Consider the following 26,096-nt stretch of genomic DNA (forward strand, 5'->3'; position numbering starts at 1 on the left):
GGCCCGGGCGGTCAGCAGCCGGCCGGCCGCGGGTCAGCCGTTGCCGTTGCCGCCGCCGTGCTTGCCGCCGTTCCCGCCGCCGATCATGCCCGGCGGGAAGGTGAACCCGCCGCCGATCATCCCGCCGGGGCCGCCACCGCCGGGGCCGCCACCGCCGGGGCCGCCACCGCCGGGGCCACCACCGGCGTTGCCACCGGCGTTGGTGCCGCCGGGCTGCGGGTTCGGGTCGGCCGCCGGCTGGGTCGCGGCCGGGGGAGTGGTCGGCTGCGGGTCCGGGATGTCGGCGGTCTGGATCGGCTCCATCGGCGTGCCCTGGAGCGCCTGGTTCATCGCCATCTGCCAGATCGGACCGGGGCCGTCGGCGCCGAAGACCTCGTCGAAGTGCTTGCCGCCGATGTTGATGTTCTTCATCTTGACGCCGCCGGCCGGGCCGCCGAGCCAGACCGAGGTGGCCAGCGACGGGGTGTAGCCGCTGAACCAGGCGGCCTTCTTCTCGTCGGTGGTACCGGTCTTGCCGGCGATCTTGCGGCCGCCGTCGAGGCCCAGCGCGGCCGCGGTGCCCTTCTCGGTCACGTTCAGCAGGACGGTGTTCAGCTTGTCCGCGGTGTCCTCGGAGAAGGCCTGGCTGCACTGGGTCTGCGGGACGGGGAGGTCCTTGCCGTCCACCGTGGTGATCTTGTTGATCGCGACCGGGGTGCAGTACTTGCCGCGCGCGGCGAAGGTCGCGTAGACGTTCGCCATGGTCAGCGGGGAGAGCTCCAGGGTGCCCAGGACCATCGAGGGCACCTCCTTGAAGGGGTCGCCCTTCGCGGACTGGGTGATGCCCAGCTTGTTCGCCATCTGCTTCATCGCGCAGAGGCCGACCTGCTGTTCCATCTGCACGAAGTAGGTGTTGACCGACAGGGCCATGGCCTGCTTGAGCTGGTACGGCCCGACCTCCTTGTCGGACTCGTTCTTCACCGTGGCCTTGCCCTCGCCCGGCGCGGGGACGTTCTTCCAGGTGCCCGAGCAGGTGGACATCTGCGGGTACTCGATCTTGTTCTCGGACGGGAACGACTGGGTGGGCGACATGCCCGACTCCAGCGCCGCCGCGGCCAGGATCGGCTTGAAGGTCGAGCCGGTCTGGAAGCCGTTGCCGCCGCCCATCGCGGCGTCCACGTTGAGGTTGACGACGGTCTGGTTCTTGTTCGGGTCCAGGCCGTACGGGCGGGTCTGGGCCATGGCCAGGATCTTGCCGGTGCCCGGCTCCATCATGGTCGCGGCGGCCGACACCGTGTCGGTGACGTTGACCTTCTTGGTGACGGCGTTCTGGGCCGCGGCCTGCTTGTCCGGGTCCAGCGTGGTGTAGATGTTCAGGCCGCCGGTGTCCCAGCGCTTCTTGCGCTCGTCGGCGCTCTTGCCGAACACCGGGTCCTGCTTGATCACGTGGCGGACGTAGTCGCAGAAGAAGCCCATCCCGGCCTGGGCGGTGATGCAGCCGTTCTGCGGGTCCTTGTACTTCAGGCCCAGCGGGGCGGCCTTCGCCTCCTTCGCCTGGTCCGCGGTGATGTGCTTGTTCTCCAGCATCTTGTCGATCACGACGTTGCGGCGCTTGACCGTGTTGTCGGGGTAGCGCACCGGGTCGTAGGACGACGGGTTCTGCACCATGCCGGCCAGGGTGGCGGCCTCGGCGATGGTCAGGTCCTTGTTGCTCTTGCTGAAGTAGCGCTGGGAGGCCGCCTCGACCCCGTAGGCCTGGTGGCCGTAGAAGGTGATGTTGAGGTAGTTGGTGAGGATCTGGTCCTTGGTCAGGTCCTCCTCCAGCTTGATCGCGACCTTCAGCTCCTGGATCTTGCGGCCCAGGGTCTTGCGCTGGGCCTCCAGGACGGCCGCCTGGTCGTCGCCGGCCTTCTCCACGTTGACGTTCTTCACGTACTGCTGGGTGAGCGTCGACGCGCCCTGGGAGGCGGTGCCGCTCTCGGCGTTCTTGCTGATCGCGCGGAGCACGCCCTTGAGGTCGACGGCGCCGTGCTCGTAGAACCGGGCGTCCTCGATGTCCACCTGGGCCTGCCGCATGAACGGCGACATCTGGTCGGCGGTGAGGACGGTGCGGTCGCGCTCGTAGACCTTGGCGATCAGGCCGCCCTTGGCGTCGAAGATCTGGGTGGCCTGGGTGAGCGGCGGGGTCTTGAAGTCGTCGGAGATGTTGTCGAAGCTCTCCGCCGTGTCCTTGGCGGTCAGCCCGATGGCGCCGACGGCGGGCAGGGCGAGGCCTGCCAGCAGGACTCCGGAGAGCACGCTGACGCCCAGGAACTTCACGCCGTTGCCGACGTGGTCCAACGGTGATCCGCCGCTCCTGCCGTGCGGAGCTCCGGTGTTGCCTGGGGGCTGGGATGCCTGTGGGCGCTTCGGTGCCATGGGGAGAACCCTACGTCCCGGATTCCCGTACAGAGGGGCAGGTGTTCGCCTAGGCTTGTCACAGCCTTGGTACAGCTTCGGTGCGTCAACATCACTCACTCTTGTGGGTGGAGAGAGTTGCCCGAATTGCCCATATCTGTCCGGTTTTTGAGGCGGCCAAGGCCTGCTGCATCGGCGTGAACGGTTACACTCCGTGATGACGCCTGCGGCGAGAGTGCGGGCCCCGCTTTTGGCAAGGCGTGCGACCTGCGATCACTCCAACGAGTGAGCTGACCGATACCCATAGTCCGATCGGGTCATTCGAGATTGAGCCCGAAGGGGCTGTTGCAAGCTGTCGTTCTTCCGTAACGTCCTCAACTGGCAACGGTGAATATGCCGTTGCCGCCGTGGGGGAGCCTCGAATACGGGAGAGGACGGCGCCGGCATGGGCTGGGTTGACGACTGGAGTGCGCAGGCCGCCTGCCGCACGAGTGATCCGGACGAACTGTTCGTCCAGGGGGCGGCACAGAACCGCGCGAAGGCGGTGTGCAGCGGCTGCCCCGTGCGGACGGAGTGCCTCGCGGACGCCCTGGACAACCGGGTGGAGTTCGGGGTCTGGGGCGGGATGACGGAGCGCGAGCGCCGGGCGCTGCTGCGCCGCCGCCCGACGGTCATCTCGTGGCGGAGGCTGCTGGAGACGGCCCGCACCGAGTACGAGGAGTCCCTCGCGACCGGAGTGATACTGACGGACTACGCCCAGGCGGGCTGAGTCCGGTCGGACCGGCCACACGCGCCGGAGCGGGTCCCCGGGGCCGGTCGCCCGGGCGGGCGCCCACGCCGCACCGCCTCGCGCCGCCCCACCGCCGTGCCCCTCCACCCCTGCGGGTCTGACGCCGTGGTCCCCCACCCCCGGCCGGCCCTACCAGGGGATGTCCTGCGCCCACGCCGGCCTGCGCTGCGCCGTCCTACGCGGCGCGTCTTACGCCACGCCGTCCTACGCCCTGCCGTTCTGTGCCGTGCCGTCCTACGCCGTGCCGCTGAGCCGGCCCCCGATGGCCCGCAGTCCGTCCAGGTCGTGCACGTCGCCCGGCAGCGCCGGGACCTCCACGATCGGCACGTCCGGGTAGACCGAGACGAAGCGGTCGCGGGTGCGTCGCTCCCGCCCCATGATCTGCATCCGCTCCGCGTGCAGCCGCAGCAGCCCGGCCGCGAGCAGCTCCGCCTCCGGCGAGGAGTGCTCCGAGCCGTTCTCCTCCAACGCCTCGGCCGCCGCCAGCGCCCGCTCCGCGGTGAGCTGCGGGGCGCCCGTGCCGTGCACCCGGTTGAGCACCAGCCCGGCCAGCGGCATCCGGTCCGCGGCGAGCCGGTCCACGAAGTACGCCGCCTCGCGCAGCGCGTCCCGTTCCGGTGCCGCCACCACCAGGAACGCCGTGCCCGGCGCCTTGAGCAGCTGGTACGTGCGGTCCGCGCGCTCGCGGAAGCCGCCGAACATCGAGTCCATCGCGCTCACGAAGGTCTGCACGTCGGTGAGCAGCTGGGCGCCGAAGATCTTGCCCAGGGTGCCGGTGAGCAGGCCCATTCCGGCGTTCAGGAAGCGCATCGCGCTGCGTCCGCCGACCTTGGCCGGCGCGGTCAGGATCCGGATCACCCGGCCGTCCAGGAACGATCCGAGCCGGTTGGGCGCGTCCAGGAAGTCCAGCGCCGAGCGGGAGGGCGGGGTGTCCACGACGATCAGGTCCCACTCCTCGGCGGCGCGCAGCTGCCCGAGCTTCTCCATCGCCATGTACTCCTGCGTGCCCGCGAAGCCGGCCGACAGGGACTGGTAGAACGGGTTCTCCATGATCGCCTTGGCCCGTTCGGGCTCGGCGTGGGCCAGCACGACCTCGTCGAAGGTCCGCTTCATGTCCAGCATCATGGCCTGGAGCTCCCCCTCGCCGGTCACCCCTTTGACCACCCGGGGGGTGTTGTCGAGCTCGGTCAGCCCCATCGACTGGGCGAGCCGGCGGGCCGGGTCGATCGTCAGCACCACGACCTTGCGGCCGCGTTCGGCGGCCCGCAGGCCGATCGCCGCGGCGGTGGTGGTCTTGCCGACCCCGCCGGAGCCGCAGCAGACCACGATCCTGGTCTTCGGGTCGTCGATCAGCTCGTCGACCGCGAGCCGCTTCCCGGTGCTCCGCACGCCGTTGGTGGTCATGCCGCCCCCTGCCGCTTCAGCTCGCCCGCCAGCCGGTACAGCCCGCCGAGGTCCACGCCCTCGCCCAGCAGCGGCAGTTCGTACGTCGGGATCCGCAGCTGCTGCAGGTCGGCGCGCTGGGCGCGCTCCAGCTCGACCCGCTCGGCGTGCTCCCTGGCCTGCTCCAGCAACGGGTCGATCAGCGGCTCCACCGCCGCCCGGACGGTCTCCGGCTTGCGCGAGCGGCCGCCGAGCCCGGCCTCGCCGAGCGCCAGGGCGACCTCCTCCCGGTGGTTGCCGTCCACCGCCGCCACCGCCGCCGCGTCCAGCACCGGCGGCCGGACCATGTTGACCATCACCCCGCCCACCGGGAGCTTCGCCTCGCGCAGCTCCGCGATGCCGTCGACCGTCTCCTGCACCGGCATCTCCTCCAGCAGGGTGACCAGGTGCACCGCGGTCTCCGGTGACTTGAGCACCCGCATCACGGCCTGCGCCTGGTTGTGTATCGGTCCGATCCGGGCCAGCCCGGCGACCTCGGCGTTGACGTTCAGGAAGCGGGTCAGCCGCCCGGTCGGCGGGGCGTCCATCACCACCGCGTCGTAGCGGCGCCGGCCGTCCTGGTCCTTGCGCCGGGTCGCCTCGCAGGCCTTGCCGGTGAGCAGGACGTCCCGGACACCGGGCGCGATGGTGGTGGCGAAGTCGACGAAGCCCACCTTCTGCAGGGCCTTGCCCGCCCGGCCGAGCTTGTAGAACATCTCCAGGTACTCCAGCAGCGCCTGCTCGGTGTCGATCGCCAGCGCGAACACCTCGCCGGAGCCGCCCCCCGCGGCGGGCAGCCCCAGCTGCCGGCGGGAGACCGAGGCGATCCGGCGCTCCTCGTACGGCAGCGCGGCGATGCCGAACAGCTCGGCGATGCCCTGCCGGCCCTCCACCTCGATCAGCAGCACCCGACCGCCGTCGGCGGCGAGTGCCAGTGCCAGCGCGGCGGCCAGCGTGGTCTTCCCGGTGCCGCCCTTGCCGCTGACCACGTGCAGTCGGACGCCCTCCCAGTCGGGGTCGCGCCGGTCCGCCTGGCCGGGGGTGCGTGCCACGCTCCGTCTCCGTCCGTCTCCGTCCTACGGGCGTCCCCTCCTGACGAGGGTGCCCCTCACCAGGGTGCCCTCTCGCGAGGGTAACCAGGGACCGCACCGGATGCCCGGAGCACCTGGGTCGCCAGGCCTGATCATGCCCTCTTTGTGCCCCGGCTCACACGCCGCCCGCCGCCGCGCGCCGATCGTCGCGGCGGCTCGTCTAGAGTCTGGCCATGACCAAGTGGGAATACATGACGGCGCCCCTGCTCGTGCACGCCACCAAGCAGATCCTGGACAACTTCGGCGAGGACGGCTGGGAGCTCGTCCAGGTCGTGCCCGGCCCGAACCCGGAGCAGCTGGTGGCCTACTTCAAGCGGGAGAAGAACGCATGAGTGCCGTCGAGTCGAAGCTCGCCGAGCTGGGCCTGACCCTGCCGCCGGTGGCGGCTCCGGTCGCCGCGTACGTGCCGGCCGTGCGGTCCGGCGAGTTCGTGTTCACCTCCGGCCAGCTGCCGGTCGTCGACGGCAAGCTGCTGAACACCGGCAAGGTCGGTGCCGAGGTGTCCCCCGAGGAGGCCAAGGAGCTCGCGCAGCGCTGCGCGCTGAACGCCCTGGCCGCCGTGAAGTCCGTGATCGGCGACCTCGACCGGATCGAGCAGGTCGTCAAGGTCGTCGGCTTCGTGGCCTCCGCCCCCGACTTCACCGGGCAGCCCGCCGTGGTCAACGGTGCCAGCGAGCTGCTCGGCCAGGTGCTGGGCGAGGCGGGCGTGCACGCCCGCAGTGCCGTCGGCGTCGCGGTGCTGCCGCTGGACGCCCCGGTCGAGGTCGAGATCCAGGTGCGCGTCAAGCAGGCCTGAACGTGATCACGGAGGCGGGCCAGGCCCTGGCCGACCCCGCCTCCGTGCGCTTAGCATCCGGGCATGGACCATCGAGCAACGACGCTCCCGATGCCGCCCGGCTGGCCCGCCCGGATCCGGGCGGTCGACTCCGGCGTGCTGACCCCGCCGGTGCCCAGGCCCGCGGCTACCGTCGTACTGCTGCGCGACGCCGCCGACGGGCCGGAGGCCTACCTGCTGCGCCGGCGCACCTCGATGGCCTTCGCGGCCGGGATGTACGCCTACCCGGGCGGCGGGGTGGACCCGCGGGACGCCGAGGTCGAGACCGGCTGGGCCGGTCCTCCGCCCGCGGAGTGGGCGCGTCGGCTCGGCGTGGACGAGCGGACGGCCCGGGCGGTGGTCTGCGCGGCCGTCCGCGAGACCTTCGAGGAGGCCGGCGTGCTGCTGGCCGGCCCGGACGCCGGGAGCGTCGCCGCGCCGCGCGACTGGTCCGCCGAGCGGGCCGCGCTGGAGGCGCACGAGCTGTCCTTCGCCGCGTTCCTCCGCGACCACGGCCTGGTGCTGCGCAGTGACCTGCTGGGCGGCTGGGCCCGCTGGATCACCCCGGAGTTCGAGGAACGCCGGTACGACACCTGGTTCTTCGTGGCGGCCCTGCCGGAGGGCCAGCGCGCGGCCCTGGAGGTCGGCGAGGCCGACCGGGTGGCCTGGCTGAGCCCGGCCGAGGCCGTCCGCGGCCACCGCGAGGGGCGGTTCGGCATGCTGCCGCCGACCGTCACGGTGCTGCGCGAGCTGTCGCGGGTGCGCACCGCCGCCGAGGCGCTGGCGGCGGCCGCCGAGCGCCGGCTGGAGCCGGTGCTGGGCCGGGCCGAGGTCCGCGGGGACCGCATGACGGTCCGCTGGCCGGGGTACGACGAGCTGACCATCGACGGCGAGTTCCCCGAGGACTCCTGAGACGACGCCCCACGGAAGACGATCACCCGCGGAAGACGCCCCCCGGGGAAGACTCCCCACCCGTGGAAGACGCCCCACCCGTGGAAGACGCCCCACCCGCACCCACCGCAGAGAGAGGACCGACGCCCGATGACCCACAACGAGGTGGCTCGCCGGACGGCACCCGAGATACCCGCCCGCCGTCTGATCCCCCGCACCCCGGCCTGCGACGACCAGGCGCCGTTCGGCGAGGTGGCGCAGCGCGCCCTCGTCCGGGCGCTGCCGCTGCGGGCCCTCCATCGCGACGTCGGGTGCGGCCGAACCGTCGAGGGGCATGCATGAGCGGTCTCCTGCCGGGTGACCCCGCCGCCGCCGTCGGCGGCGATGCCACCGCCCGGGCGCTGTGCGTGCTGGCGCCGAACCCGTCGCCGATGACGCTGGACGGCACCAACACGTGGCTGCTCTCCGAGCCCGGCTCGGACCTCGCGGTGGTGATCGACCCCGGCCCGCTGCACGAGGAGCACCTGCGCCGGGTGGTCGACCTGGCCGAGGAGCGCGGCAAGCGGATCGCGCTGACCCTGCTCACCCACGGCCACGCCGACCACTCCGAGGGCGCGGCCCGGTTCGCCGAACTCACCGGCACCGAGGTCCGGGCCCTGGACCCGGCGCACCGGCTGGGCTCCGAGGGCCTGGTCGGCGGCCAGCGACTGGACGTCGGCGGCCTGGACCTGCGGGTGGTGGCCACCCCCGGCCACACCTCGGACTCCCTGACCTTCCACCTGCCGGCGGACGGCTCGATCCTCACCGGCGACACCGTGCTGGGCCGCGGCACCACCATGGTCGCCCACCCCGACGGGCGGCTCGGCGACTACCTGGACTCGCTGCGCCGGCTGCACACGATGGCCTCGCAGCACGGCGTGCGGACGGTGCTGCCGGGCCACGGCCCGGTGCTCGCGGACGCGCTCGGCGCGGTCGACTACTACCTGGCCCACCGGGCCACCCGGCTCGCCCAGGTGGAGACCGCGGTCGAGGCGGGCTGCCGGACGGCCGCCGCGGTGGTGGCGCGGGTCTACGCCGACGTGGACCGGGCGCTCTGGCCGGCCGCGGAGCTGTCCGTCCGGGCCCAGCTGGACTACCTGGCGGAGCACGGGCTGATCCCGGACGCCGACTGACCCGGGCCGCCCCCGGGGGCGTGAACGCCGAAGGGCCCGTCCGTGCGGACGGGCCCTTCGACCGTGGTGCGCGGTGCGGCCGCGCGGCGCGTCAGCGCGAGCGGCGGGAGAGCCGCTCGACGTCCAGCAGGACCACCGCGCGCGCCTCCAGCTTCAGCCAGCCGCGGCCGGCGAAGTCGGCGAGCGCCTTGTTGACCGTCTCGCGGGAGGCGCCGACCAGCTGGGCCAGCTCCTCCTGGGTGAGGTCGTGGGCGACGTGGATGCCCTCCTCGGACTGCACGCCGAAGCGGCGGGAGAGGTCCAGCAGGGCCTTGGCGACGCGGCCGGGCACGTCGGAGAAGACCAGGTCGGACATCACGTCGTTGGTCCGGCGCAGGCGGCGGGCGATGGCCCGCAGCAGCGCGATGGAGACCTCGGGGCGGGCGTGCAGCCAGGGCTGCAGGTCGCCGTGGCCCAGACCGAGCAGCTTGACCTCGGTCAGCGCGCTGGCGGTCGCGGTGCGCGGGCCCGGGTCGAACAGCGACAGCTCGCCGATCATCTCGCTGGGGCCGAGGACGGCCAGCATGTTCTCGCGGCCGTCCGGGGAGGCGCGGTGCAGCTTGACCTTGCCCTCCGCGACGACGTAGAGCCGGTCGCCCGGGTCGCCCTCGTGGAACAGCGACTCACCACGGGCGAGGGTGACCTCGGTCATGGAAGCGCGCAGCTCGCCGGCCTGTTCGTCGTCGAGTGCCGCGAAGAGTGCGGCGCGCCGCAGAACGTCGTCCACGTGCTTCCTCCTTCTCGGCCGTCCGGCGGGTGGGCCGTCCGGCGCAAGTTCCGTTCAGTGTTCTGCATCACCAAGCATGGCGCATGTCGCTCCGATCATATGAGGAGGGGGTGTGCCGAGGTGTGCCGTGCGGGGCCATTCGTACCGGCGGGTCATCGGGCGGGGCGGTCGCCGGGCGCCCCCGGACAGGCCCTACTCGAACGCCTGGCCGTCCCGGTCGAACAGGGAATCGCCGACCGCCGTACGGGCGTGGACGACGGCGTGTCCCGCGCGGTGCGCGCTGGTCAGGCCCGCCGTGCGCAGGGCGGTGAGGTGCTGCGACACCCCGGCCGGGGACAGTCCGGTGCGGTGGGCCAGCTCGGTGGTGGACCCGGGGGAGTCCAGCTCGGCCAGCAGCCGGGCGCGGGAGCGGCCGAGGACGCCGCCCAGCGCGTCGATCCGGTCCGCGGCGCCCGGGCGGCGCTCCCACAGGGTGGCCGTGCCGCGCGCCGGGTAGATCAGCTGCGGCGGATCGGGCGGCAGCACCCGGGTGAGCACCCTCGGCCAGGCGAAGGCCGAGGGCAGGAGCAGCAGCCCGGCCCCGGCGGTCAGCCGGGTGACCGCGCAGTGCCGCTGCTCCAGCCGCAGCGCGGAGCCGTCCCAGCGGACGGTGTCGTGCAGCCCGTCCAGCATCCGCGCGGTGCCGTGCTCGGCGGCCTGCCGGGAGCGGTGCAGGACGTCCGCGGCGAGCAGCGCGCGGATCCGGGCCCAGTACGGGGCGAGCGCCGGCTCCCAGTACGCCCGCAGGTCGGCGGCCAGCCGGGGCAGCTGCCCGGCCGGGTCGCGGTACAGCGGCTCCAGGACGGTCGGCAGCCGGCCGCCGGCCTCGGCGGCCAGGATGTCGAGGTCGGCCCGGACCTGCTCGGCGCCGGTCGCGGTGATCGCGGCCAGCTCCTCGGCGAGGGTCGGGGCGAAGCCGGCCGGGGCGGGGTTGAGGAAGTCCGGCAGGTGACCGGTGGGCGGCACCAGGGCGGTCAGCCGCTCCAGGGCCGGCCCGGCGGCGGCCAGCCGCTCGCGGACCTGCCCGGCCCAGGGCCGGTGCAGCGCCGGGACGGGGGAGTGGGCCAGGGCGCGCAGGCTGGTCACCACCTCCTGCATCGGCGAGAGGGCGAACCGGGTCAGCGCCAAGTCCTGGGTGGAGAAGCTCAGTTCGGTCCGCATCCGGCCCCCTTCGCGGAAGATTCGGCCTCAGCTTAATCACTGGTGGGTCCGCGGACCGGGGCGCAGGATGCCTGCGTTCCCCCCGATCCGTACGAAAGCCGGTGACACCCATGTCCACCACCCCCGAGTCCCGTGCGCGGGCGCTGCGGCTGCGTGAGCTGGTCGCGGACGGCGTGCTCGTCCTGCCCAACGCCTGGGACGCGGGCAGCGCGGCCGTGATCGCCTCGGCCGGCGCCCCGGCGGTCGCCACCACCAGCGGCGGCGTCTCCTGGTCGCTCGGGCACGGGGACGGCCAGCGGCTCGACCGGGCGGCGGCGGTCGAGGCGGCCCGCCGGATCGTCGCGGCGGTGGACGTGCCGGTCACCGTCGACGCCGAGGGCGGCTACGGGCCGCTGCCCGCCGATGTGGCCGGGACGGTGACCGCCCTGGTCGGCGTCGGCGCGGCCGGCGTCAACCTGGAGGACTCCCAGGCCGTCGGCGGTCCGCTGTTCCCGGTGGCCGAGCAGGCCGAGCGGCTGCGCGCGGCCCGTACCGCGGCGGACGCGGCCGGGCTGCCCGAGCTGGTGGTCAACGCCCGCACCGATGTCGTCCTGTTCGGGCTGGGCGGGCTGGACGAGGTCCTGGTCCGGGCCGAGGCCTACGCCGAGGCGGGTGCCGACGGCCTGTTCGTCCCCGGACTGCTGGACCTCGACGCCCTCACCGAGCTGTGCAAGCGCTCGGCGCTGCCGGTCAACGCGATGGCCGTCCCCGGCGGGCCGACCGTCGCCGAACTCGCCGCCACGGGGGTGCGGCGGATCAGCGTCGGCACCGGCCTCGCCCAGCTCGCGTACACGGCCGCCCGCCGCGCCGCCGCCGAGCTGCTCGGCCGCGGGACGCTGACGGAGCTCGACGGGGCGCTCGGCTACGGCGAGCTGGACGGGCTGTACCGGGGCTGACCGGGCAGCGGGCGATGCTCCTCACCGGGGCTGACCGGGCCGCGGGGGTGATGCTCTCGGGGCGTGTCCGAGCATTCGCGTCGCGCGCCCGGCGGGACCGATCGGACACGCCTGATGGCTGTCAGCCCTGGAAGCCCGCCTCGGCCAGGGCCCGCTCGATCCGGTCGCGGTGCTCCGCCTCCCAGGCGTCCAGGCTCTGGGCGGCCTCCTTGGCCAGCTTCGCCCGGGCCGCCTCCAGCACCCGGTCCCGCTCGGCGGCGGGCACCACCACGACGCCCTCCTCGTCGGCCACCACGGTGTCGCCGGCCGCCACCAGCACGCCGGCGCAGCGCACCGGGGCGCCGTGCGTGCCCAGCGCCTTCTTCGCCCCGGGGATCGGGATCACCCCGCGGGCGAAGACCGGGAAGCCCAGCTCCCGCACCTCCCCGAGGTCCCGGATCAGGCCGTCGGCCACGAAGGCCGCCACCCCCCGGCGCTGCGCCACGGCGCACACGTTGCCGCCGGCCAGCGCGTAGTCCAGGTCACCGGACTCGACCACGATCACCGAACCGGGCTCGGCCCGGTGGATCGCGGCGTGCAGCATCAGGTTGTCGCCGGGCGGGCACTGCACGGTGAACGCCGGGCCGGCCACCCGGGGCATCCCGGCCCAGAGCGGGCGCAGTCCGGTGTCCATGACCTGCGCCCGGCCCAGGACGTCGGCCAGGGTGGTGGTGGGAATGTCCGTGAAGTCCGTGTCCATGCTTCCTCGTTCTCCGTTCCTCCGTTCCCGGAAGACTAGGACTCGCCCCCGGCCGGCCCGAACCGGGGGCTCAGGCGAAGAACTTCACCAGCTCCGGGACGAGCGCCTCGGCCGCGACGTCGTGGGTCTGGTCCGCCAGCGTCCGGTACTCGGCGCCCGGCACGGCCGCGGCCACCGCGGCGGACGGCGCCCGCAGCAGCTCCGGGCTGGCGCCGCCGTCCAGTACCAGGGTCGGCACGGCGATCCCGGCCAGCAGATCGACCGGCACGGGCGCGCCGGTCCGCCCGCCGAGCGCCGCCGCGTCGTACGCCAGGCTCGGCGCGACCGCCTCGAACAGCGGCCACACCGGGGCGGCGCGCATCCCCTCCACCGCCTCCGCGGGCATCCCGACGAAGGTCATGAAGGCCGCGACGGCGTCCCCGCGACGTCCTTCGGCGAGCGCCGCCTCCAACGCGGCGACGTACCCGACGAACCGGGCGCGCTGCCCGTCCTCGGTGCTGTACGGCGGCTCGTAGACGGCGAGCCGGCCGATGTCGGTGCCCGCGGCGGCGGCCCGCAGCGCCAGCGCGGCGCCCGAGGAGATGCCGAAGACGGCGGCGGAACCCCCGGCGGCCGCGATCACGGCGGCCAGGTCCTCGATCTCGCGCTCCACCGCGAACGGCGCGGTGTCCCCGCTGCCGCCGCGACCGCGCCGGTCGTAGGCCCACACGGTGTGGTGCGCCGAGAGCTGCTCGGCGATCGCGACGCCCGGGTCGAAGGCGCGGTGGGTGATCGCCCCGTCCACCAGGACGACCGCCGGGCCGGAGCCGGTGACGGTGCAGGCGAGGGTGGTGCCGTCGGTGGAGACCACGGTGCTCATGGGAGTTCCTTCTGTCGTCGGTCGAGCCGGTCACAGGGGTAGACCGGCGCCCGCCGCGGAACTCATCGCTCCCGTCACGGATTTTTTCCACGGCCCTGCCCGTGGATCATCCACGTTTCCGCCGCTGGGCCGTGACCTCCGCCCGCTCGAACCGGATCATGGAGCGCGAGGAGCCGCGACGACCAGGGGAGAGCGTGGACGTGGGAACGGATCCGAAACACCGCCGTACCGCCTCGTGGCGCCGGACCGCCGTCGTATTCCCGGTGCTCTGCGGAATTCTGCTCGGTGCGGCCCGGCCCGGTTCGGCTGCCCCGCGGGAGGATTCCGCGACGGCCGGACCGGCGCGGGAGCCGTCCGTCGCGGTCCCGTACAAGGCCGCGGAACTGTGGCAGCGCGGAATCACCGGGAAAGGCGTGACCGTCGGCGTCCTGGTTTCCTACGGCGACCCCGGGCTGGCGGAATTCATCGAGCAGTACGACCGGGCCTATGGATTGCCGGCAGCGGACATCCGGACGTACGAGCCGCTGGGGAAGGCGCCGTCCTGCACGGACCCGGGCGTGAACGCCGAGCACTGCCGCGCTTGGCAGCAGGAGACCAGGACGGACGTGGCGATGGTCCACTCGCTGGCGCCGGAGGCCCGGATCGCGGTGACGGCGATCCCGGTCGACGAGACCCAAGGCGAGACCGGGATGCCGGAGATGATGGCGGCCCTCGACTTCCTCACCGGACAGGGCATCGCCGACGTGGTCTCGATGAGCTTCGGGACGCCTGAGCGGAACTTCGCCGACCCACGGTCGATCCACCGCCTCGGGCGGGCCTTCGCCCGGGCCGAGCGGGCCGGGGTCACGCTGGTGGCGTCCTCCGGGGACCACGGGCCGACCGGGCCGCTGCGGGACGGTTCGGGCCGCACGCACGACCGACGGGTGGTGGCCTGGCCGGCCTCCGACCCGCGGGTGACGGCGGTCGGCGCGGGGCGGCAGCCGGCGGATCGGCCCGCACGGCGAACTCTGGGCTCTGCCCGAGTACCGCGCCGTCTTCCGACCCGAGGCGTCCGCCGGGGACGACCCGCCGGCCGCCGACGATCCGTCCGTCGACCGCGAGCCCCCCGCCCGGCCCCGGCCCGCCGCCGCCCGCACCAGGTCCGCGGAGGTGGGCACATGACCGCCTCCCGCGAGGTCTCCCTGCGTACCGGACTCCTCGCCCCGCTCCGCCGAAACCCGCGCGTGGTCGCCCAGTTGGCGCTGTGGTCGGCGGTCGAGGCGCTGCCCGGCTTCGCGGCCGGCCGTCTGGTGGCCGGTTCGGTCGACTCCGGCTTCAGCGCCGGACGCCCGGCGGTCGGCATGGCCTACCTGGCCCTGCTCGGCGCAGCCGTTTTCATCGGCGCGTGGGCGACTCGCCAGGTCTACCCGCGACTGGCGGTCCTGGTGGAGCCGCTGCGGGACGACCTGGTCCGCCGGGTGGTCACCGGCGGGCTGCACGCGGCGCGGACGGCCCCGGGCCGGCCCGATACCTCGGGCGTCGCCCGGCTGACCCAGCAGGTGGAGATCGTCCGCGAGGCCTACGCCGGGATCACCATGGTCGTCCGCAGGTTCGTCTTCAGCGTCGGCGGCGCCCTGCTCGGCATGTGCTTCCTGGAGCCGCTGGTGCTGGTCGTGGTCCTGCCGCCGCTGCTCGCCGCAGTGGGCCTGCTGGCGCTGATGCTCCGCCGAACCACCGACAGCCAGCGCGAGCTGCTGCTCGCGGACGAGCGGCTCGCCGCCGAGGCGGGCGCCGTCATCGGCGGTCTTCGCGACGTGACCGCGGCCGGCGCCGAGCGCTGGACCGGCGACCGGCTCTCGGCGGCGGTCGAGCGGCAGGCCCGCGCGGCCCAGCGGGTCGCCCGGCTGACCGCGGGCCGGACCTTCGTGTTGGCCGTCGGTGGTTGGCTTCCGCTGGTCCTGCTGCTGTCGGCGGCCTCCTGGCTGACCGGCCGGGGCGTGACCACCGGCGCGCTGCTCGGCTCCGTCACCTACATCGTGCAGGGGCTCCAACCCGCCCTGCAGACCTTGGTTCAGGGCCTCGGTGGCAGCGGCGTACGGCTGGCGGTCACCCTGCGGCGCATCCTGGAGTCCGCGCCTCCTGGGCCCGCCGTCCCGACGCCCGCCGTCCCGACGCCCGCCGTCCCGCCCGGACCGCGGCCGCCCGGCCCGTACGGCGTCGAGCTCAGCGGAGTCGGCTTCGCCTACGGCCCCGGCTCCGAGCCGGTGGTCCGCGACCTCGACCTGACGATCGCCGCGGGGGAGCATTTGGTGGTGGTCGGGCCCAGTGGGATCGGCAAGTCGACCCTGGCCGGGCTGGTCACCGGACTGCTCCGGCCGACGTCCGGGCAGGTGTGTCTGGGGGGACGTCCGCTGCCCGAGGACCCCGCCGAACTCGCGCGGCACCGCGTCCTGATCCCGCAGGAGGCCTACGTCTTCACCGGCACCCTGGACGAGAACCTGCGCTACCTCAACCCCGAGGTCGGCCCCGAGCAGGTGGACCGGGCGGTGGCCGCCATCGGCCTGGAGGCGCTCGTCGAGCGGCTCGGCGGCTACCGGGCGCAGGTCGTTCCGGCGGAGCTCTCGGCGGGGGAGCGCCAGCAGATCGCGCTGGCCCGCGCTTACCTGTCCCCGGCCGCCCTGGTCGTCCTGGACGAGGCGACCTGCCATCTGGACCCGGCCACCGAGGCCCGGGCCGAGGAGGCGTTCGTCCGCCGCCCGGGCTCCCTCCTGGTGATCGCCCACCGGATGAGCTCGGCGCTGCGGGCCGACCGGGTCCTGGTGATGGACGGGACCAACGCCGTCGCGGGCAGCCACGAGGAGCTGCTGACGCGTTCCGGCCTGTACCGCGACCTCACCGGCCACTGGCGGCGCCCCGCGGGAGCCCGCTGATGCGGTGGGGCGCACGCGGGCGGCCCCCGGGTCGCCCGCGGCTCGTCAGGGCCTGGGCCCGACCGACAGCCAGCCCATCTCCTCGGCGATCCGAATCGCGTCCACTCGGCTGCGTCCGCCGGTCTTGGACACTGCGGCCGCCAGGTGGTTGCGGGCGGTGCCCGACGAGATGAACAGCCGGGTGGCGATCTCGGTGACGGAGGCGCCCTCCGCGGCGAGCCGCAGGGTGTCCAGTTCCCTGGGCGTCAGCGGGTTCTCGCGGGCCCCCAGCGCGGCCACGGCCAGCTCCGGGTCGATGGCGCGCTCGCCGGCGGCCACCTTCCGGATCGCGGCGGCCAGCTCCTCCGCCGGGGCGTCCTTGCCGAGGAAGCCGAGCACGTGGGCGGAGAGCGCGCTGCGCAGGTGCGCGGGCCGTGCCAGCCCGGTGAGCACCAGGGTGCCGCACTCGGGGAGCTTCTCGTGCAGTTCTGCCGCCGCCCGCAGGCCGTCCAGCCCGGGCATGTCGATGTCGAGCACCGCGACGTCCGGCCGCACCTCCAGCGCGGTGGGCACCACAAGGTCCCCGCGGTCCACGTCGGCGACGACCTCCAGGTCGTCCTCGTACGCGAGGAGCGCCATCAACGCACTGCGCACCATGCTCATGTCCTCGGCCAACAGGACCCTGATCACCAGCACTCCCCCTGTCAGGTAACCGCCACACCCAGGTCACGCCAGGCTTCATTAGACAACACCCCCTGGCCGAGCCCGCTTCAGCGCTTGATCGCCCCCAACCGGTGGTCCGGTCGGCGTAGCCTTCGTGCATGGCAGAGAGCAAGGTCCGGAAAGCGGCGGCGCCGAAGGCCGAACCGGCGGCGGAGCAGGCGGCGGTGAAGAAGCCGGCGGTGAAGGCCGCCGCGAAGCCCGCAGTGAAGAGGGCCGCGGAGAAGCCCGCGGTGAAGCCCGCCGCGAAGCCGAGGAAGCCCGAGTCGCACCTGGCGATGGTGCGGCGGGCCCGGCGGATCAACCGCGAGTTGGCGGAGCTGTACCCGTACGCGCATCCGGAGTTGGACTTCGAGAACCCCTTCCAGCTGCTGGTGGCCACCGTGCTGTCGGCGCAGACCACCGACCTGCGGGTGAACCAGACGACTCCGGCGCTGTTCGCCAGGTACCCGACGCCGGAGGACATGGCGGCGGCGAACCCGGAGGAGCTGGAGGAGATCATCCGCCCGACCGGCTTCTTCCGGAACAAGGCGAAGGCGCTGATCGGCCTCTCGGCCGCGCTGCGCGACGAGTTCGGCGGCGAGGTCCCGGGCCGCCTGGCCGATCTGGTGACCTTGCCGGGCGTCGGCCGCAAGACCGCCAACGTCGTCCTGGGCAACGCCTTCGGGGTGCCGGGGATCACCGTCGACACCCACTTCGGCCGGTTGGCCCGCCGGTTCGGCTGGACCACCGAGGAGGACCCGGTGAAGGTCGAGGCGGCGGTCGCCGAGATCTTCCCGAAGTCGGAGTGGACGATGCTGTCGCACCGGGTGGTCTTCCACGGCCGCCGGATCTGCCACTCCCAGAAGCCCGCCTGCGGCGCCTGCCCGATCGCGCCGCTCTGCCCCGCGTACGGCGAGGGCGTGACCGACCCCGAGAAGGCGCGCAAGCTGCTCAAGTACGAGATGGGCGGGCAGCCCGGGCAGCGGCTGAAGCCCCCGGCGGACTTCCCCGGCGAGGCGGCGGCCCGCGCGGACGCCGACGCCCACCACGGGCGGGTCGCGGACCTGGCGGTGGCGGAGTGATCGCCCGGGGCATCGAGCGCGAGTCCCTGCCGGCCTGGCTGGAGCCGGTGCGGGAGGCGGCCGAGCGGGTGCTGCCGGAGCAGCTGAGCCGCTTCCTGCCGCCGCCCGACGGCGGCCGGGCGGCGGCCGTGCTGATGCTCTTCGGCGAGGGCCCGCAGGGGCCGGACCTGCTGCTGATCGAGCGGGCCCGCTCGCTGCGCTCGCACGCCGGCCAGCCGTCCTTCCCGGGCGGTGCGCTGGACCCGGAGGACGGCGATCCGGACGGCTCCGGCCCGATCGCGGCGGCGCTGCGCGAGGCCTGGGAGGAGACCGGCCTGGACCCGACGGGGGTGCAGGTGTTCGCGGAGCTGCCGCGGCTGTACATCCCGGTGAGCCGCTTCGTGGTGACCCCGGTGCTCGGCTGGTGGCGCGAGGAGTCTCCGGTGCGCCCGGTGGACCAGGGCGAGACCGGCGCGGTGTTCCGGGTGCCGATCGCCGACCTGGCGGACCCGGCGAACCGGGTGCGGCTGCGCCACCCGTCCGGGCACGTCGGTCCGGCCTTCGCGGTCGCCGGGCGGCTGGTCTGGGGCTTCACCGCGGGGGTGATCGACCGGGTGCTGCATCACAGCGGCCTGGAGCTGCCGTGGGACCCGTCCCGGATCGTCGACCTCTCGGACGACGCGCTGGCGCTGGTCCAGGGCGACCTCGAACACTCCCGCGCGCTGCCGGGCGGCGACGCCGGCGCCCCGTGACCGGCCGTCGGCCCGCCCGGCTGCCGGGGCGTGGGAGGGTGTCGGAGTGAACGTCCTGGATGTCCTGCTGATCGCCGCTGCCGTGGGATTCGCCGTGTCGGGCTACCGGCAGGGCTTCGTCGTCGGCGTCCTGTCGCTGGTCGGCTTCCTCGGCGGCGGTCTGGTCGCCGTCGAACTGCTGCCGCTCCTGCTCGACCACCTGAGCCCCGGCACCACGGCCTCGGTGGTGGCCGTCGTGGTCGTGATCGTCTTCGCGGCGATCGGCCAGGCGGTCACCGCGCACTTCGGCTGGAAGCTGCGCGGCCACATCGACCGCCGCCCGGCCCGGGTGCTGGACGCGGCCGGCGGCGCGGTGGTGAACGTGGTCTCGATGCTGCTGGTGGCCTGGCTGATCGGCTCGGCGCTGGCCGGGGCCTCGCTGCCGACGGTCTCCAAGCAGGTCCGCTCCTCGGCGATCCTCGGCGGTGTGCAGGACGCACTGCCCTCGGACGCGCCGAACTGGTTCTCCGACTTCTCCAAGGTGCTCGCCCGCAACGGCTTCCCCCAGGTCTTCAACCCCTTCGAGCACGAGCCGATCACCCAGGTCGACACCCCGGACCCGGCGCTGGCCGCCAGCCCGGCGGTGGCCCGGGCCAAGCAGAGCCTGGTCAAGGTGGTCGGCACCGCGACCTCCTGCGGCAAGACCCTGGAGGGCAGCGGCTTCGTCTTCGCCCCGCACCGGGTGATGACCAACGCCCACGTGGTCGGCGGGGTGAGCGAGCCGACCGTGCAGATCGGCGGCGTCGGCCAGCTGTACGACGCGACGGTGGTCCGCTACGACTGGCAGCGCGACATCGCCGTCCTGGACGTGCCCAAGCTGAACGCGCCCGCGCTGACCTTCGCGGGCGAGGCGAAGACCAACGACAGCGCGATCGTGGCCGGCTTCCCGGAGAACGGCGCCTTCAACGTCCAGCCGGCCCGCATCCGCGGCCGGATCCAGGCCAACGGCCCGGACATCTACCACCGCGGACAGGTGGTGCGCGACGTCTACTCGGTGCGCTCGGTGGTCCGCCAGGGCAACAGCGGCGGCCCGCTGCTCACCCCGGACGGCCAGGTGTACGGCGTGGTCTTCGCCAAGTCGCTGGACAGCGCCGACACCGGCTACGTGCTGACCGCGGCCGAGGTGCGCGAGGACGTCCAGCAGGGCAGTACGGCGACCGCGCGGGTGGACACCCAGGGCTGCGCGCTCTGAGCGAGGGCGCCCCGGCGCGCTTCGGGGGTGCACCGGCGCCCTCCGCCGCGGACACCCCGGCGCGCTTCGGGGGTGCACCGGCGCATTTCGCCCCGGGCACTCCGGCGCAGCACCCCGGTGGCACCCCGGCGCGCTGCGCCGGAGACGCTCCGGGCGAGATCCGTCGTACCGTCAGCCCGCCCTGGTAGCCTCGGCCGCGCTCACCCGTTCGGCTCAACCGGGCGCCGTCCCGGAGTGGGCCCGACGGGAGGTCGTGGCAGTCCGATGATGGGTCATTCGCACGCGGTGAGCGGGGCGATGCTGTACGCGGCGTCGGCCCCCTTCCTGCCCCCGCTGCTGCTGCACACCACGCTGCAGCCGGCGGACATACTGATGGGCACGGTGCTGTGCGCGGGCGCGGCCCTGCTGCCGGACCTCGACCACCACGACGGCTCGATCGCCAACTTCCTGGGCCCGCTCTCCAAGGCGCTCTGCCGCGTAGTGGCGTGGGCCTCCGGCGGTCACCGGCACGCGACCCACTCGCTGCTGTTCGTCGCGCTGATGGGCGCCGGCACCTGGGCGGGCGTCACCTTCCTGGGTCGCGGCTTCACGCTCGGGCTGACCTTCTTCCTGCTGGCGCTGGCGATCCGGGCGCTGCGGCTGTGCCCGCCCGGCGACGGCCCGCAGACCTGGATCACCATCGTCGGGCTGTCCGCGCTGGGCACCTTCGGGATGAACACCTGGATGCCCAACTCGCCCGGCTGGCTGCCGTACGCGGTGGCGCTGGGCACGCTGGCGCACCTGCTGGGCGACTGCCTGACCAAGAAGGGCGCGCCGCTGCTCTGGCCGCACAAGGAACGCTACGAGGTCGTGCTGATCAAGCGCAGCGGGAACAGCGTCGAGACCAAGGTGCTGGTGCCGATCATGTCGGTGGCGACCTTCGTCCTGCTGTGGTTCACCGCGCTGTCGCCGATCACCAACTGAGCGGCGCGCCGGGCGGCCGCCGGCCGACCGGCCGGCACCATCGGACACCCGCGGCGCGAGGCCTCAGGTCTCGCGCCGCAGTCGCGCGCCCACCCAGCGGGCGCGCCGGCCGAGGATGCGGGGGATGCCGAGCTGCCGCCGCTCCGCGTGCTGACGGCCGTCGAGGCCGTCGAAGCCGAGGTCGTCCGCCCGGTCGGGGCGGTGGGCGGAACGTTGCGGGCTGTTCTGGCGTCGGCCGCGCGGGGCGGCGCCGCGATCGGGCATCCAACTCATACCGGTATGGATGCCCCTGGGCCGGTGGAGGTAACCGCCCCGGGGTGTGTCGATCTTGTCCTATGCGCTTGTCATATGAGCGCATCGTGACGGCACTTGGGCCCGACGACCCTTCCGTGCACCGCCCGCCCCGACCTCCCAGGTCAGTCCTTGTGCCGCCCGATCCAGTCCAGCAGCTCGGCGGTGAACTCCTCCGGCGCCTCCTCGTGCGGGAAGTGCCCCACCCCCGGCAGCAGCCGCCAGCGGTACGGCGCCGCCACGTACTCGCCGCCGCCGAGCGCGGTGTGCGCCAGCAGCACCGGGTCCGCTGCCCCCTGGACGTGCAGGGTCGGTGCGGTGATCGGCTTCTTCATCCGCCGGGCGAACTGGATGCCGTCCGGCCGGGCCATCGACCGCATCAGCCAACGGTACGGCTCGATCGAGCAGTGCGCGGTGCTGGGGATCTGGATCGCCTGCCGGTACGCGTGCACCGCGGCCTCGTCCAGGCCGTTCGGTCCGGTCCAGGAGCTCAGGTAGCGGCCGACCAGCTCGGCGTCGTCGGCCACCAGCCGGCGTTCCGGTATCCACGGCCGCTGGAACCCCAGCACGTGCTCGAAGGCGGTGAACTGCTTGCGGTCGGTCAGCAGCGCCCGGCGCAGGTCCCTCGGGTGCGCGGCGGAGACCACGGTCAGGCTCTGGATGACGGACGGCCGCATCACCGCCGCCACCCAGGCCAGGGTGCCGCCGGAGGCGTGCCCGACCAGGTGCGCCCGGCGCTCGCCGAGCGAGCGGATCACCCCGGTGATGTCCAGCGCGAGGTTGCCCGGGTCGTACCCGCGCGGGGTGCGGTCGCTGCCGCCGATGCCGCGCAGGTCGAGCGCCACGGCCCGGTAGCCGGCCTCGGCGAGCGCGGTCAGCTGGTGGCGCCAGGCCCACCAGTACTCGGGCCAGCCGTGCACCAGCAGCACCAGCGGGCCCGAGCCCAGCTCGGCGATGTGGAAGCGGGCGCCGTTGGCCGCGAGGTCCCGGTGCGTCCACGGACCGGCCTGCCGGATGCTCCACGCCTCGGCCTGCGCCGCCGGCGCGGCGGCACCCGAGGCCGTCTCGGCGGGCTCCCGGACGGCGGCCGGGCCGTCGCCCTCGGGGACGGCGCCGGGGGTGGAGTCGGGTCCGGATGCGGCGGACGGCTGCGCGGGCACGGGCTTCTGGTCGAGCGGCATACCGAGAGCGTGTCACATCCGCGCGCCGGACACGTGCCCGGCACTCACTGTCGGTGGGTCCGCCCGCGGGTCCGTTGACGCCTCCGTCGACCCGCCCGCCGGGGTGTCCGGCCGCAGCTCCGTCGACCGGATCCGGTTACGGGATGCGGCCCAGGGCCCGGTCGATCTCCTCCTTGGTGGCCGGCCGCGGCCGGGCGTTCTTCAGCACGTCGGCGGTCTTCTGGGCGCCCTCGATGGTGCGGCGCGGCGGCTCGATCTTCTTGAACGAGCGGTACGCCAGGATCCCGAGCAGCGCCGCGAGCACCAGGTAGGCGCCCGCCACGATGAGGAAGGACCAGCCCAGGGACAGACCCAGCGCGTGGATGCCGAAGGCCGCGGCGGCGCTCAGCATCGGGATCGAGAACAGCGCCACCACGCCGGCGACCGTCAGCGAGACGCCGCCGGACACGCCGCGCTTGACGTCCGCCCTGATCTCGGCCTTGGCGAGCGCGATCTCGTCGTGGACGAGCGCGGACAGGTCGGCGGTGGCCGCCGCGAACAGCTGCCCCACCGAACGCTCGCCCTCGTAGGGCGCCCGGCCGTTGCTGGACGGGTCTGCGGCTCCTGCGGGCATCAGCGGTTCTCCTCTGCGGCTGTGCGGCGTGACGCCACCGCGGATCCGCGGTTCCGGGGGCCGGTGGGGGTCCGGAGGCGTCAGTGGATTGTCGACAGCTCAGAATCATGCCCCTACCGGTCAGTCGCACACCACTCCGGGGCCCCGCAGGAGGGACGTGTCCCGCCCGCGGACGGCCTCGGGGCTGCCGGAGGGAGCTGCCGGAGGGGCCTGCGGGATGGACCTGCGAGGGGCCCTCCCGGACGGGCCGCCCGATGGACGGACGTCCCTGACGGACGCCGGAAAGGCCGTCAGCGGCCCGTTCCGGCCCCGCCCGTCCCGGCACCGCCGGCCCCGCCCGTCCCGGCACCGCCCGTGCCGGGCCCACTGTCCCGGGCCCGCTCCGAGGCCCGCGCCCGCCAGGCCGGGTCGTCCTGCTGGTAGACGTCCGGAACGCCGTCCCCGTCCACGTCCCGGTCCTCCTCCTCGCACAGCGCGCGGTAGTGCCGGTTGCGCAGCTTCAGCAGCACGGTGGCGACCACCGCGCAGAGCAGCGAACCGACCAGCACGGCCGTCTTGGCCCGGGTGGCGAGCGCCGGGTCGTCCGGGAAGGCCAGCTCGCTGATGAGCAGCGAGACGGTGAAGCCGATGCCCGCGAGCACCGAGAGGGCGACCATGTCTGCCCACCTGAGCTGCGGGTTGAGCTCGGCCCTGGTGAACCTGGCGGCCAGCCAGGTACCGCCGAACACCCCCACCGACTTGCCGACCAGCAGGCCGACCACGATGCCGATCGGGAGGGCCTGGGTGAACACCTCGCGCAGCGCCGCGCCGGAGATCGTCACCCCGGCGGAGAACAGCGCGAACACCGGGACGGCCAGCCCGGCCGAGAGCGGGCGGACCAGATGCTCGATGTGCTCGCCGGGCGACTGCCGTTCGTCGCCCTCCCGGTGGCAGCGCAGCATCAGGCCCATCGCGACGCCGGCCACCGTGGCGTGGACACCGCTCTCGTGCATCAGGGCCCAGGTCACCAGGGCCAGCGGGACGAACAGGTACCAGCCGTGCACCCCGCGCCGGTGCAGGAACCAGAACAGCACCAGCCCGGCGACGGCCAGCCCGAGCGCCCAGAACTTGATGCCGGAGCTGTAGAAGACCGCGATGATCAGGATCGCGATCAGGTCGTCGACGACGGCCAGGGTCAGCAGGAAGGCGCGCAGCGCCGAGGGCAGGTGGGAGCCGACCACGGCCAGCACGCCGAGGGCGAAGGCGATGTCGGTCGCGGTCGGGATCGCCCAGCCGCCGGGGTGCCCGCCGCTGCCGGAGTTCACCACGGCGAACAGCACGGCGGGCAGCACGACGCCGCAGACGGCGGCGATGACCGGCAGCACCGCCGCGCTCGGGGTGCGCAGCTCGCCGGCCACGAACTCGCGCTTGAGCTCGATCCCGGCGACGAAGAAGAAGATCGTCAGCAGCCCGTCCGTGGCCCAGGTGGCCAGCGAGAGGTTCAGGTGCAGCGGGGCGGAGGGGCCGACCGTGTGGTCGAGCACGCTCGTGTACGCGTCCGGCCAGACGTTGGCCCAGATCAGGGCGATGACGGCGGCACCCAGCAGCAGCACGCCGCCGACGGTCTCGGTGCGCAGGGCGTCGGTGAGGAAGGTGCGCTCGGGCAGTGACAGCCGGCCGAGGAACTGCCGGCGGCTGGTCGTCGGCTCGTGGACGGGCGGCTGGTCGGTCACGGGCGACCTCCTGGGGCTGGGAGCGGCAACGGATGCACGGGTGGTGCAGTTGCCGACCAGACTTCCCGGCGCGCCCTGTGACGCCCGGATCCCCGGGAGGGGATCTTGATGCGTCCTTAACAGTCTAACGGGAGGGTGGGCGACATCCGGATTGTCCTGTTAAAGGACTTAAGCCCTGCGGACCGGTTCTGCACCCTGGAGAAGGAGCCCTCCGGCACCCGAATGGCCCGGGCCGCATGCAGGTGGGTGAACGCGTTCCTATCGTCGTTCGCAGACGCCGCCCGGTCCGGGCCGGCGCGGAACCCCGGTGTTCCCCCCTTCCCACCACCCGCCCTTTGGAGGCACTCCCATGCCCACTGGCACGACCATGACCGGTCTGCCCCTGTTATCCGCGGTCCCCGCGGCCCCCGCAGCCCCCGTCGGGGCCGCTGCGGACACCGCCGCCGATTCCGCCGACGACCCCGCCTATGCCACGGTCGAGGTCCCCCCGGACCTCGACCGACTGCTCCGACCGCTGTTCCTCACGGCCGGCCAGGGCGGCGGCCTCGCCGTCGCGGTGATCCGCGGCGAGGAGCGTGCGGTGGTCTGCCGGGGGCACTCCAACCGCTCCACGGGGCTCCCGATCCGGGCCGACACCCGCTTCGAACTCGGCTCCGTCACCAAGACCTTCACCGGACTGCTGCTCGCCGAGATGGCTGCCCGCGGCGAGGTCCGGTACGACGACCCGATCGACCGCTACCTGCCGGCGGACGCCCTCCCCGGCTACCCGCACGAGCGGCCGATCACCCTGCTCCACCTGGCCACCCACACCTCGGGCCTGCCCCGGCTGCCGGTCGGACTGCCCCCGGCGGCGGGCCCCCGGTGGTACACCCGCCCGTACGCCACCTTCGGCCCGGCGCACCTGCTGGGGGCTCTGCCGAGGACCCCGGTCCGGGGCACCCCGGGCACCCGGGTGCGCTACTCCGACCTCGGCTGCGGACTGCTCGGACTGCTGCTGGCCAACGCGGCCGGGCAGCGCTACGACGACCTGCTGGCCGCCCGGGTCTGCGGGCCGCTCGGCCTGCTGGACACCTCCTGCGGCCCCGGCTGGGACGACGCCGGCGGGTACCGGCGCGGCCGCCGGGTTCCGTCCTTCCGGCTGCCCGCTCTGCCGGGCGCCGCCGCCCTGCGTTCGACCGCCGACGACATGCTCCGCTACCTGCAGGCGCACCTGTCGTTGGACGCCGTCCCGCTCCCCGAGCGTGCCGACGCGGCGGCCTTGCGGACGGCGCTCGGCGACGTCCGCCGCCCGCTGATCGGACGGCGCCGGGGCAGCGGCACCCGGCTCTGCCTGGGCTGGAACCACCGCCTGCTGGCCGGGGCCGGGCACGGCCCCGGGACCGACGGCCGAGCCGGGTTCGAGCCCGGCGGCGAGCCCGGGCCCGGGTGCGACGAGGAGGTCGTGTTCCACACCGGGGCGACCCGCAGGTGCCGCGCCTTCGTCGGGTTCAGTCCGCAGGCCCAGGTGGGTCTGGCGGTGATGGCCGGAGCACGCTCGCTGCGCGGCCGGGGCTTCGTCCAGAGCTCCTACGAGACGCTGCACGCCCTGGTCGCGCAGCGCACCGTGCCCGGCACGACGGAGGTGTGACGCCGTTTCGGCGGCACGTC

Annotated in this window: 25 protein-coding genes; 13 read left to right on the forward strand and 12 right to left on the reverse strand. The window is 73.9% G+C overall.

Features of this window, described 5'->3' with window-relative positions; all coding sequences use genetic code 11:
• Positions 1-33: 33 nt before the first annotated feature.
• Positions 34-2,319 carry a transglycosylase domain-containing protein gene (locus ACZ6Y7_RS02615; protein WP_465756025.1) on the reverse strand — a complete coding sequence of 762 codons (2,286 nt, stop codon included), beginning with the start codon at positions 2,317-2,319 and terminating at the stop codon, positions 34-36.
• A 502-nt stretch (positions 2,320-2,821) separates the two neighbouring features.
• On the opposite strand from ACZ6Y7_RS02615, the gene ACZ6Y7_RS02620 reads away from it, so the two are divergent.
• The gene (locus ACZ6Y7_RS02620; protein WP_030240986.1) at positions 2,822-3,145 is read left to right on the forward strand and encodes a WhiB family transcriptional regulator; all 324 of its coding nucleotides are present in this window, start codon (positions 2,822-2,824) and stop codon (positions 3,143-3,145) included.
• A 255-nt stretch (positions 3,146-3,400) separates the two neighbouring features.
• On the opposite strand, the gene bagB is transcribed toward ACZ6Y7_RS02620, so the two are convergent.
• Together bagB and bagA are read right to left on the reverse strand one after the other, a co-directional pair.
• Positions 3,401-4,570 (reverse strand): ATPase BagB, encoded by a 1,170-nt coding sequence (gene bagB / locus ACZ6Y7_RS02625; RefSeq protein WP_465756026.1) that lies wholly within the window; start codon positions 4,568-4,570, stop codon positions 3,401-3,403.
• Complete coding sequence (gene bagA, locus ACZ6Y7_RS02630) at positions 4,567-5,640, reverse strand: ATPase BagA (RefSeq protein WP_465756027.1); 1,074 nt, start codon at positions 5,638-5,640, stop codon at positions 4,567-4,569. Before bagA ends, bagB begins: the two co-directional genes overlap by 4 nt.
• A gap of 212 nt (positions 5,641-5,852) precedes the next feature.
• On the opposite strand from bagA, the gene ACZ6Y7_RS02635 reads away from it, so the two are divergent.
• From ACZ6Y7_RS02635 to ACZ6Y7_RS02655, 5 genes are all read left to right on the forward strand, one after another.
• Positions 5,853-6,011 carry a DUF4177 domain-containing protein gene (locus ACZ6Y7_RS02635; protein WP_094743074.1) on the forward strand — a complete coding sequence of 53 codons (159 nt, stop codon included), beginning with the start codon at positions 5,853-5,855 and terminating at the stop codon, positions 6,009-6,011.
• Complete coding sequence (locus ACZ6Y7_RS02640; protein ID WP_465756028.1) at positions 6,008-6,475, forward strand: RidA family protein; 468 nt, start codon at positions 6,008-6,010, stop codon at positions 6,473-6,475. The genes ACZ6Y7_RS02635 and ACZ6Y7_RS02640 overlap by 4 nt, the downstream gene beginning before the upstream one ends.
• A gap of 63 nt (positions 6,476-6,538) precedes the next feature.
• Positions 6,539-7,405: an NUDIX hydrolase gene (locus ACZ6Y7_RS02645; protein WP_465756029.1), complete on the forward strand. Its 867-nt coding sequence runs from the start codon at positions 6,539-6,541 to the stop codon at positions 7,403-7,405.
• A gap of 129 nt (positions 7,406-7,534) precedes the next feature.
• Positions 7,535-7,726: a hypothetical protein gene (locus ACZ6Y7_RS02650; protein ID WP_465756030.1), complete on the forward strand. Its 192-nt coding sequence runs from the start codon at positions 7,535-7,537 to the stop codon at positions 7,724-7,726.
• Positions 7,723-8,556 carry an MBL fold metallo-hydrolase gene (locus ACZ6Y7_RS02655; RefSeq protein ID WP_465756031.1) on the forward strand — a complete coding sequence of 278 codons (834 nt, stop codon included), beginning with the start codon at positions 7,723-7,725 and terminating at the stop codon, positions 8,554-8,556. The genes ACZ6Y7_RS02650 and ACZ6Y7_RS02655 overlap by 4 nt, the downstream gene beginning before the upstream one ends.
• A gap of 91 nt (positions 8,557-8,647) precedes the next feature.
• Here the strand turns inward: ACZ6Y7_RS02655 and ACZ6Y7_RS02660 are convergent, their stop codons facing one another.
• Both ACZ6Y7_RS02660 and ACZ6Y7_RS02665 read right to left on the reverse strand, forming a co-directional pair.
• Positions 8,648-9,322 carry a Crp/Fnr family transcriptional regulator gene (locus tag ACZ6Y7_RS02660; RefSeq protein WP_030288117.1) on the reverse strand — a complete coding sequence of 225 codons (675 nt, stop codon included), beginning with the start codon at positions 9,320-9,322 and terminating at the stop codon, positions 8,648-8,650.
• Between the two features lie 192 nt (positions 9,323-9,514).
• Positions 9,515-10,522 (reverse strand): winged helix-turn-helix domain-containing protein, encoded by a 1,008-nt coding sequence (locus ACZ6Y7_RS02665; RefSeq protein ID WP_465756032.1) that lies wholly within the window; start codon positions 10,520-10,522, stop codon positions 9,515-9,517.
• A gap of 110 nt (positions 10,523-10,632) precedes the next feature.
• Between ACZ6Y7_RS02665 and ACZ6Y7_RS02670 the strand changes: the two genes are divergently transcribed.
• Positions 10,633-11,457 (forward strand): isocitrate lyase/PEP mutase family protein, encoded by an 825-nt coding sequence (locus ACZ6Y7_RS02670; protein WP_465756033.1) that lies wholly within the window; start codon positions 10,633-10,635, stop codon positions 11,455-11,457.
• Positions 11,458-11,578: 121 nt separating this feature from the next.
• Here the strand turns inward: ACZ6Y7_RS02670 and ACZ6Y7_RS02675 are convergent, their stop codons facing one another.
• Both ACZ6Y7_RS02675 and ACZ6Y7_RS02680 read right to left on the reverse strand, forming a co-directional pair.
• Positions 11,579-12,196 (reverse strand): RraA family protein, encoded by a 618-nt coding sequence (locus ACZ6Y7_RS02675; RefSeq protein ID WP_465756034.1) that lies wholly within the window; start codon positions 12,194-12,196, stop codon positions 11,579-11,581.
• Positions 12,197-12,266: 70 nt separating this feature from the next.
• Entirely contained in the window at positions 12,267-13,055 is a 789-nt protein-coding gene (locus ACZ6Y7_RS02680) for an alpha/beta fold hydrolase (RefSeq protein WP_465756035.1), read from the reverse strand.
• A gap of 413 nt (positions 13,056-13,468) precedes the next feature.
• Between ACZ6Y7_RS02680 and ACZ6Y7_RS02685 the strand changes: the two genes are divergently transcribed.
• Positions 13,469-15,964, forward strand: coding sequence for an ABC transporter ATP-binding protein (locus ACZ6Y7_RS02685; protein ID WP_465756036.1), 2,496 nt, complete (start codon positions 13,469-13,471; stop codon positions 15,962-15,964).
• 45 nt (positions 15,965-16,009) lie between these two features.
• On the opposite strand, the gene ACZ6Y7_RS02690 is transcribed toward ACZ6Y7_RS02685, so the two are convergent.
• Positions 16,010-16,633, reverse strand: a complete 624-nt coding sequence (locus tag ACZ6Y7_RS02690) for a response regulator (protein ID WP_465756037.1) — start codon at positions 16,631-16,633, stop codon at positions 16,010-16,012.
• A 131-nt stretch (positions 16,634-16,764) separates the two neighbouring features.
• On the opposite strand from ACZ6Y7_RS02690, the gene nth reads away from it, so the two are divergent.
• The 4 genes from nth to ACZ6Y7_RS02710 all read left to right on the forward strand — a co-directional run bounded on the left by nth (position 16,765) and on the right by ACZ6Y7_RS02710 (position 20,652).
• Positions 16,765-17,727 carry an endonuclease III gene (gene nth, locus ACZ6Y7_RS02695; RefSeq protein ID WP_465756038.1) on the forward strand — a complete coding sequence of 321 codons (963 nt, stop codon included), beginning with the start codon at positions 16,765-16,767 and terminating at the stop codon, positions 17,725-17,727.
• On the forward strand, positions 17,724-18,458 hold the full coding sequence (locus ACZ6Y7_RS02700) for an NUDIX hydrolase (protein ID WP_465756039.1): 735 nt from the start codon (positions 17,724-17,726) through the stop codon (positions 18,456-18,458). The genes nth and ACZ6Y7_RS02700 overlap by 4 nt, the downstream gene beginning before the upstream one ends.
• A gap of 46 nt (positions 18,459-18,504) precedes the next feature.
• Positions 18,505-19,689: a MarP family serine protease gene (locus ACZ6Y7_RS02705; RefSeq protein WP_465756040.1), complete on the forward strand. Its 1,185-nt coding sequence runs from the start codon at positions 18,505-18,507 to the stop codon at positions 19,687-19,689.
• A gap of 264 nt (positions 19,690-19,953) precedes the next feature.
• Positions 19,954-20,652, forward strand: a complete 699-nt coding sequence (locus ACZ6Y7_RS02710) for a metal-dependent hydrolase (protein ID WP_465756041.1) — start codon at positions 19,954-19,956, stop codon at positions 20,650-20,652.
• A gap of 63 nt (positions 20,653-20,715) precedes the next feature.
• Here ACZ6Y7_RS02710 and ACZ6Y7_RS02715 read toward each other — a convergent pair whose 3' ends face one another.
• The 4 genes from ACZ6Y7_RS02715 to nhaA all read right to left on the reverse strand — a co-directional run bounded on the left by ACZ6Y7_RS02715 (position 20,716) and on the right by nhaA (position 24,449).
• Positions 20,716-20,916, reverse strand: coding sequence for a hypothetical protein (locus ACZ6Y7_RS02715; protein ID WP_465756042.1), 201 nt, complete (start codon positions 20,914-20,916; stop codon positions 20,716-20,718).
• 152 nt (positions 20,917-21,068) lie between these two features.
• Positions 21,069-22,124, reverse strand: coding sequence for an alpha/beta fold hydrolase (locus tag ACZ6Y7_RS02720; protein WP_465756043.1), 1,056 nt, complete (start codon positions 22,122-22,124; stop codon positions 21,069-21,071).
• Between the two features lie 136 nt (positions 22,125-22,260).
• A complete protein-coding gene (locus ACZ6Y7_RS02725) occupies positions 22,261-22,737 on the reverse strand; it encodes a phage holin family protein (RefSeq protein ID WP_465756044.1) in 477 nt (158 codons plus the stop codon).
• A gap of 290 nt (positions 22,738-23,027) precedes the next feature.
• Entirely contained in the window at positions 23,028-24,449 is a 1,422-nt protein-coding gene (nhaA, locus tag ACZ6Y7_RS02730; RefSeq protein ID WP_465756045.1) for a Na+/H+ antiporter NhaA, read from the reverse strand.
• A gap of 349 nt (positions 24,450-24,798) precedes the next feature.
• On the opposite strand from nhaA, the gene ACZ6Y7_RS02735 reads away from it, so the two are divergent.
• Positions 24,799-26,076 carry a serine hydrolase domain-containing protein gene (locus ACZ6Y7_RS02735; protein ID WP_465756046.1) on the forward strand — a complete coding sequence of 426 codons (1,278 nt, stop codon included), beginning with the start codon at positions 24,799-24,801 and terminating at the stop codon, positions 26,074-26,076.
• Positions 26,077-26,096 lie beyond the last annotated feature (20 nt).

The organism is Kitasatospora sp. NPDC053308 (assembly GCF_055585785.1).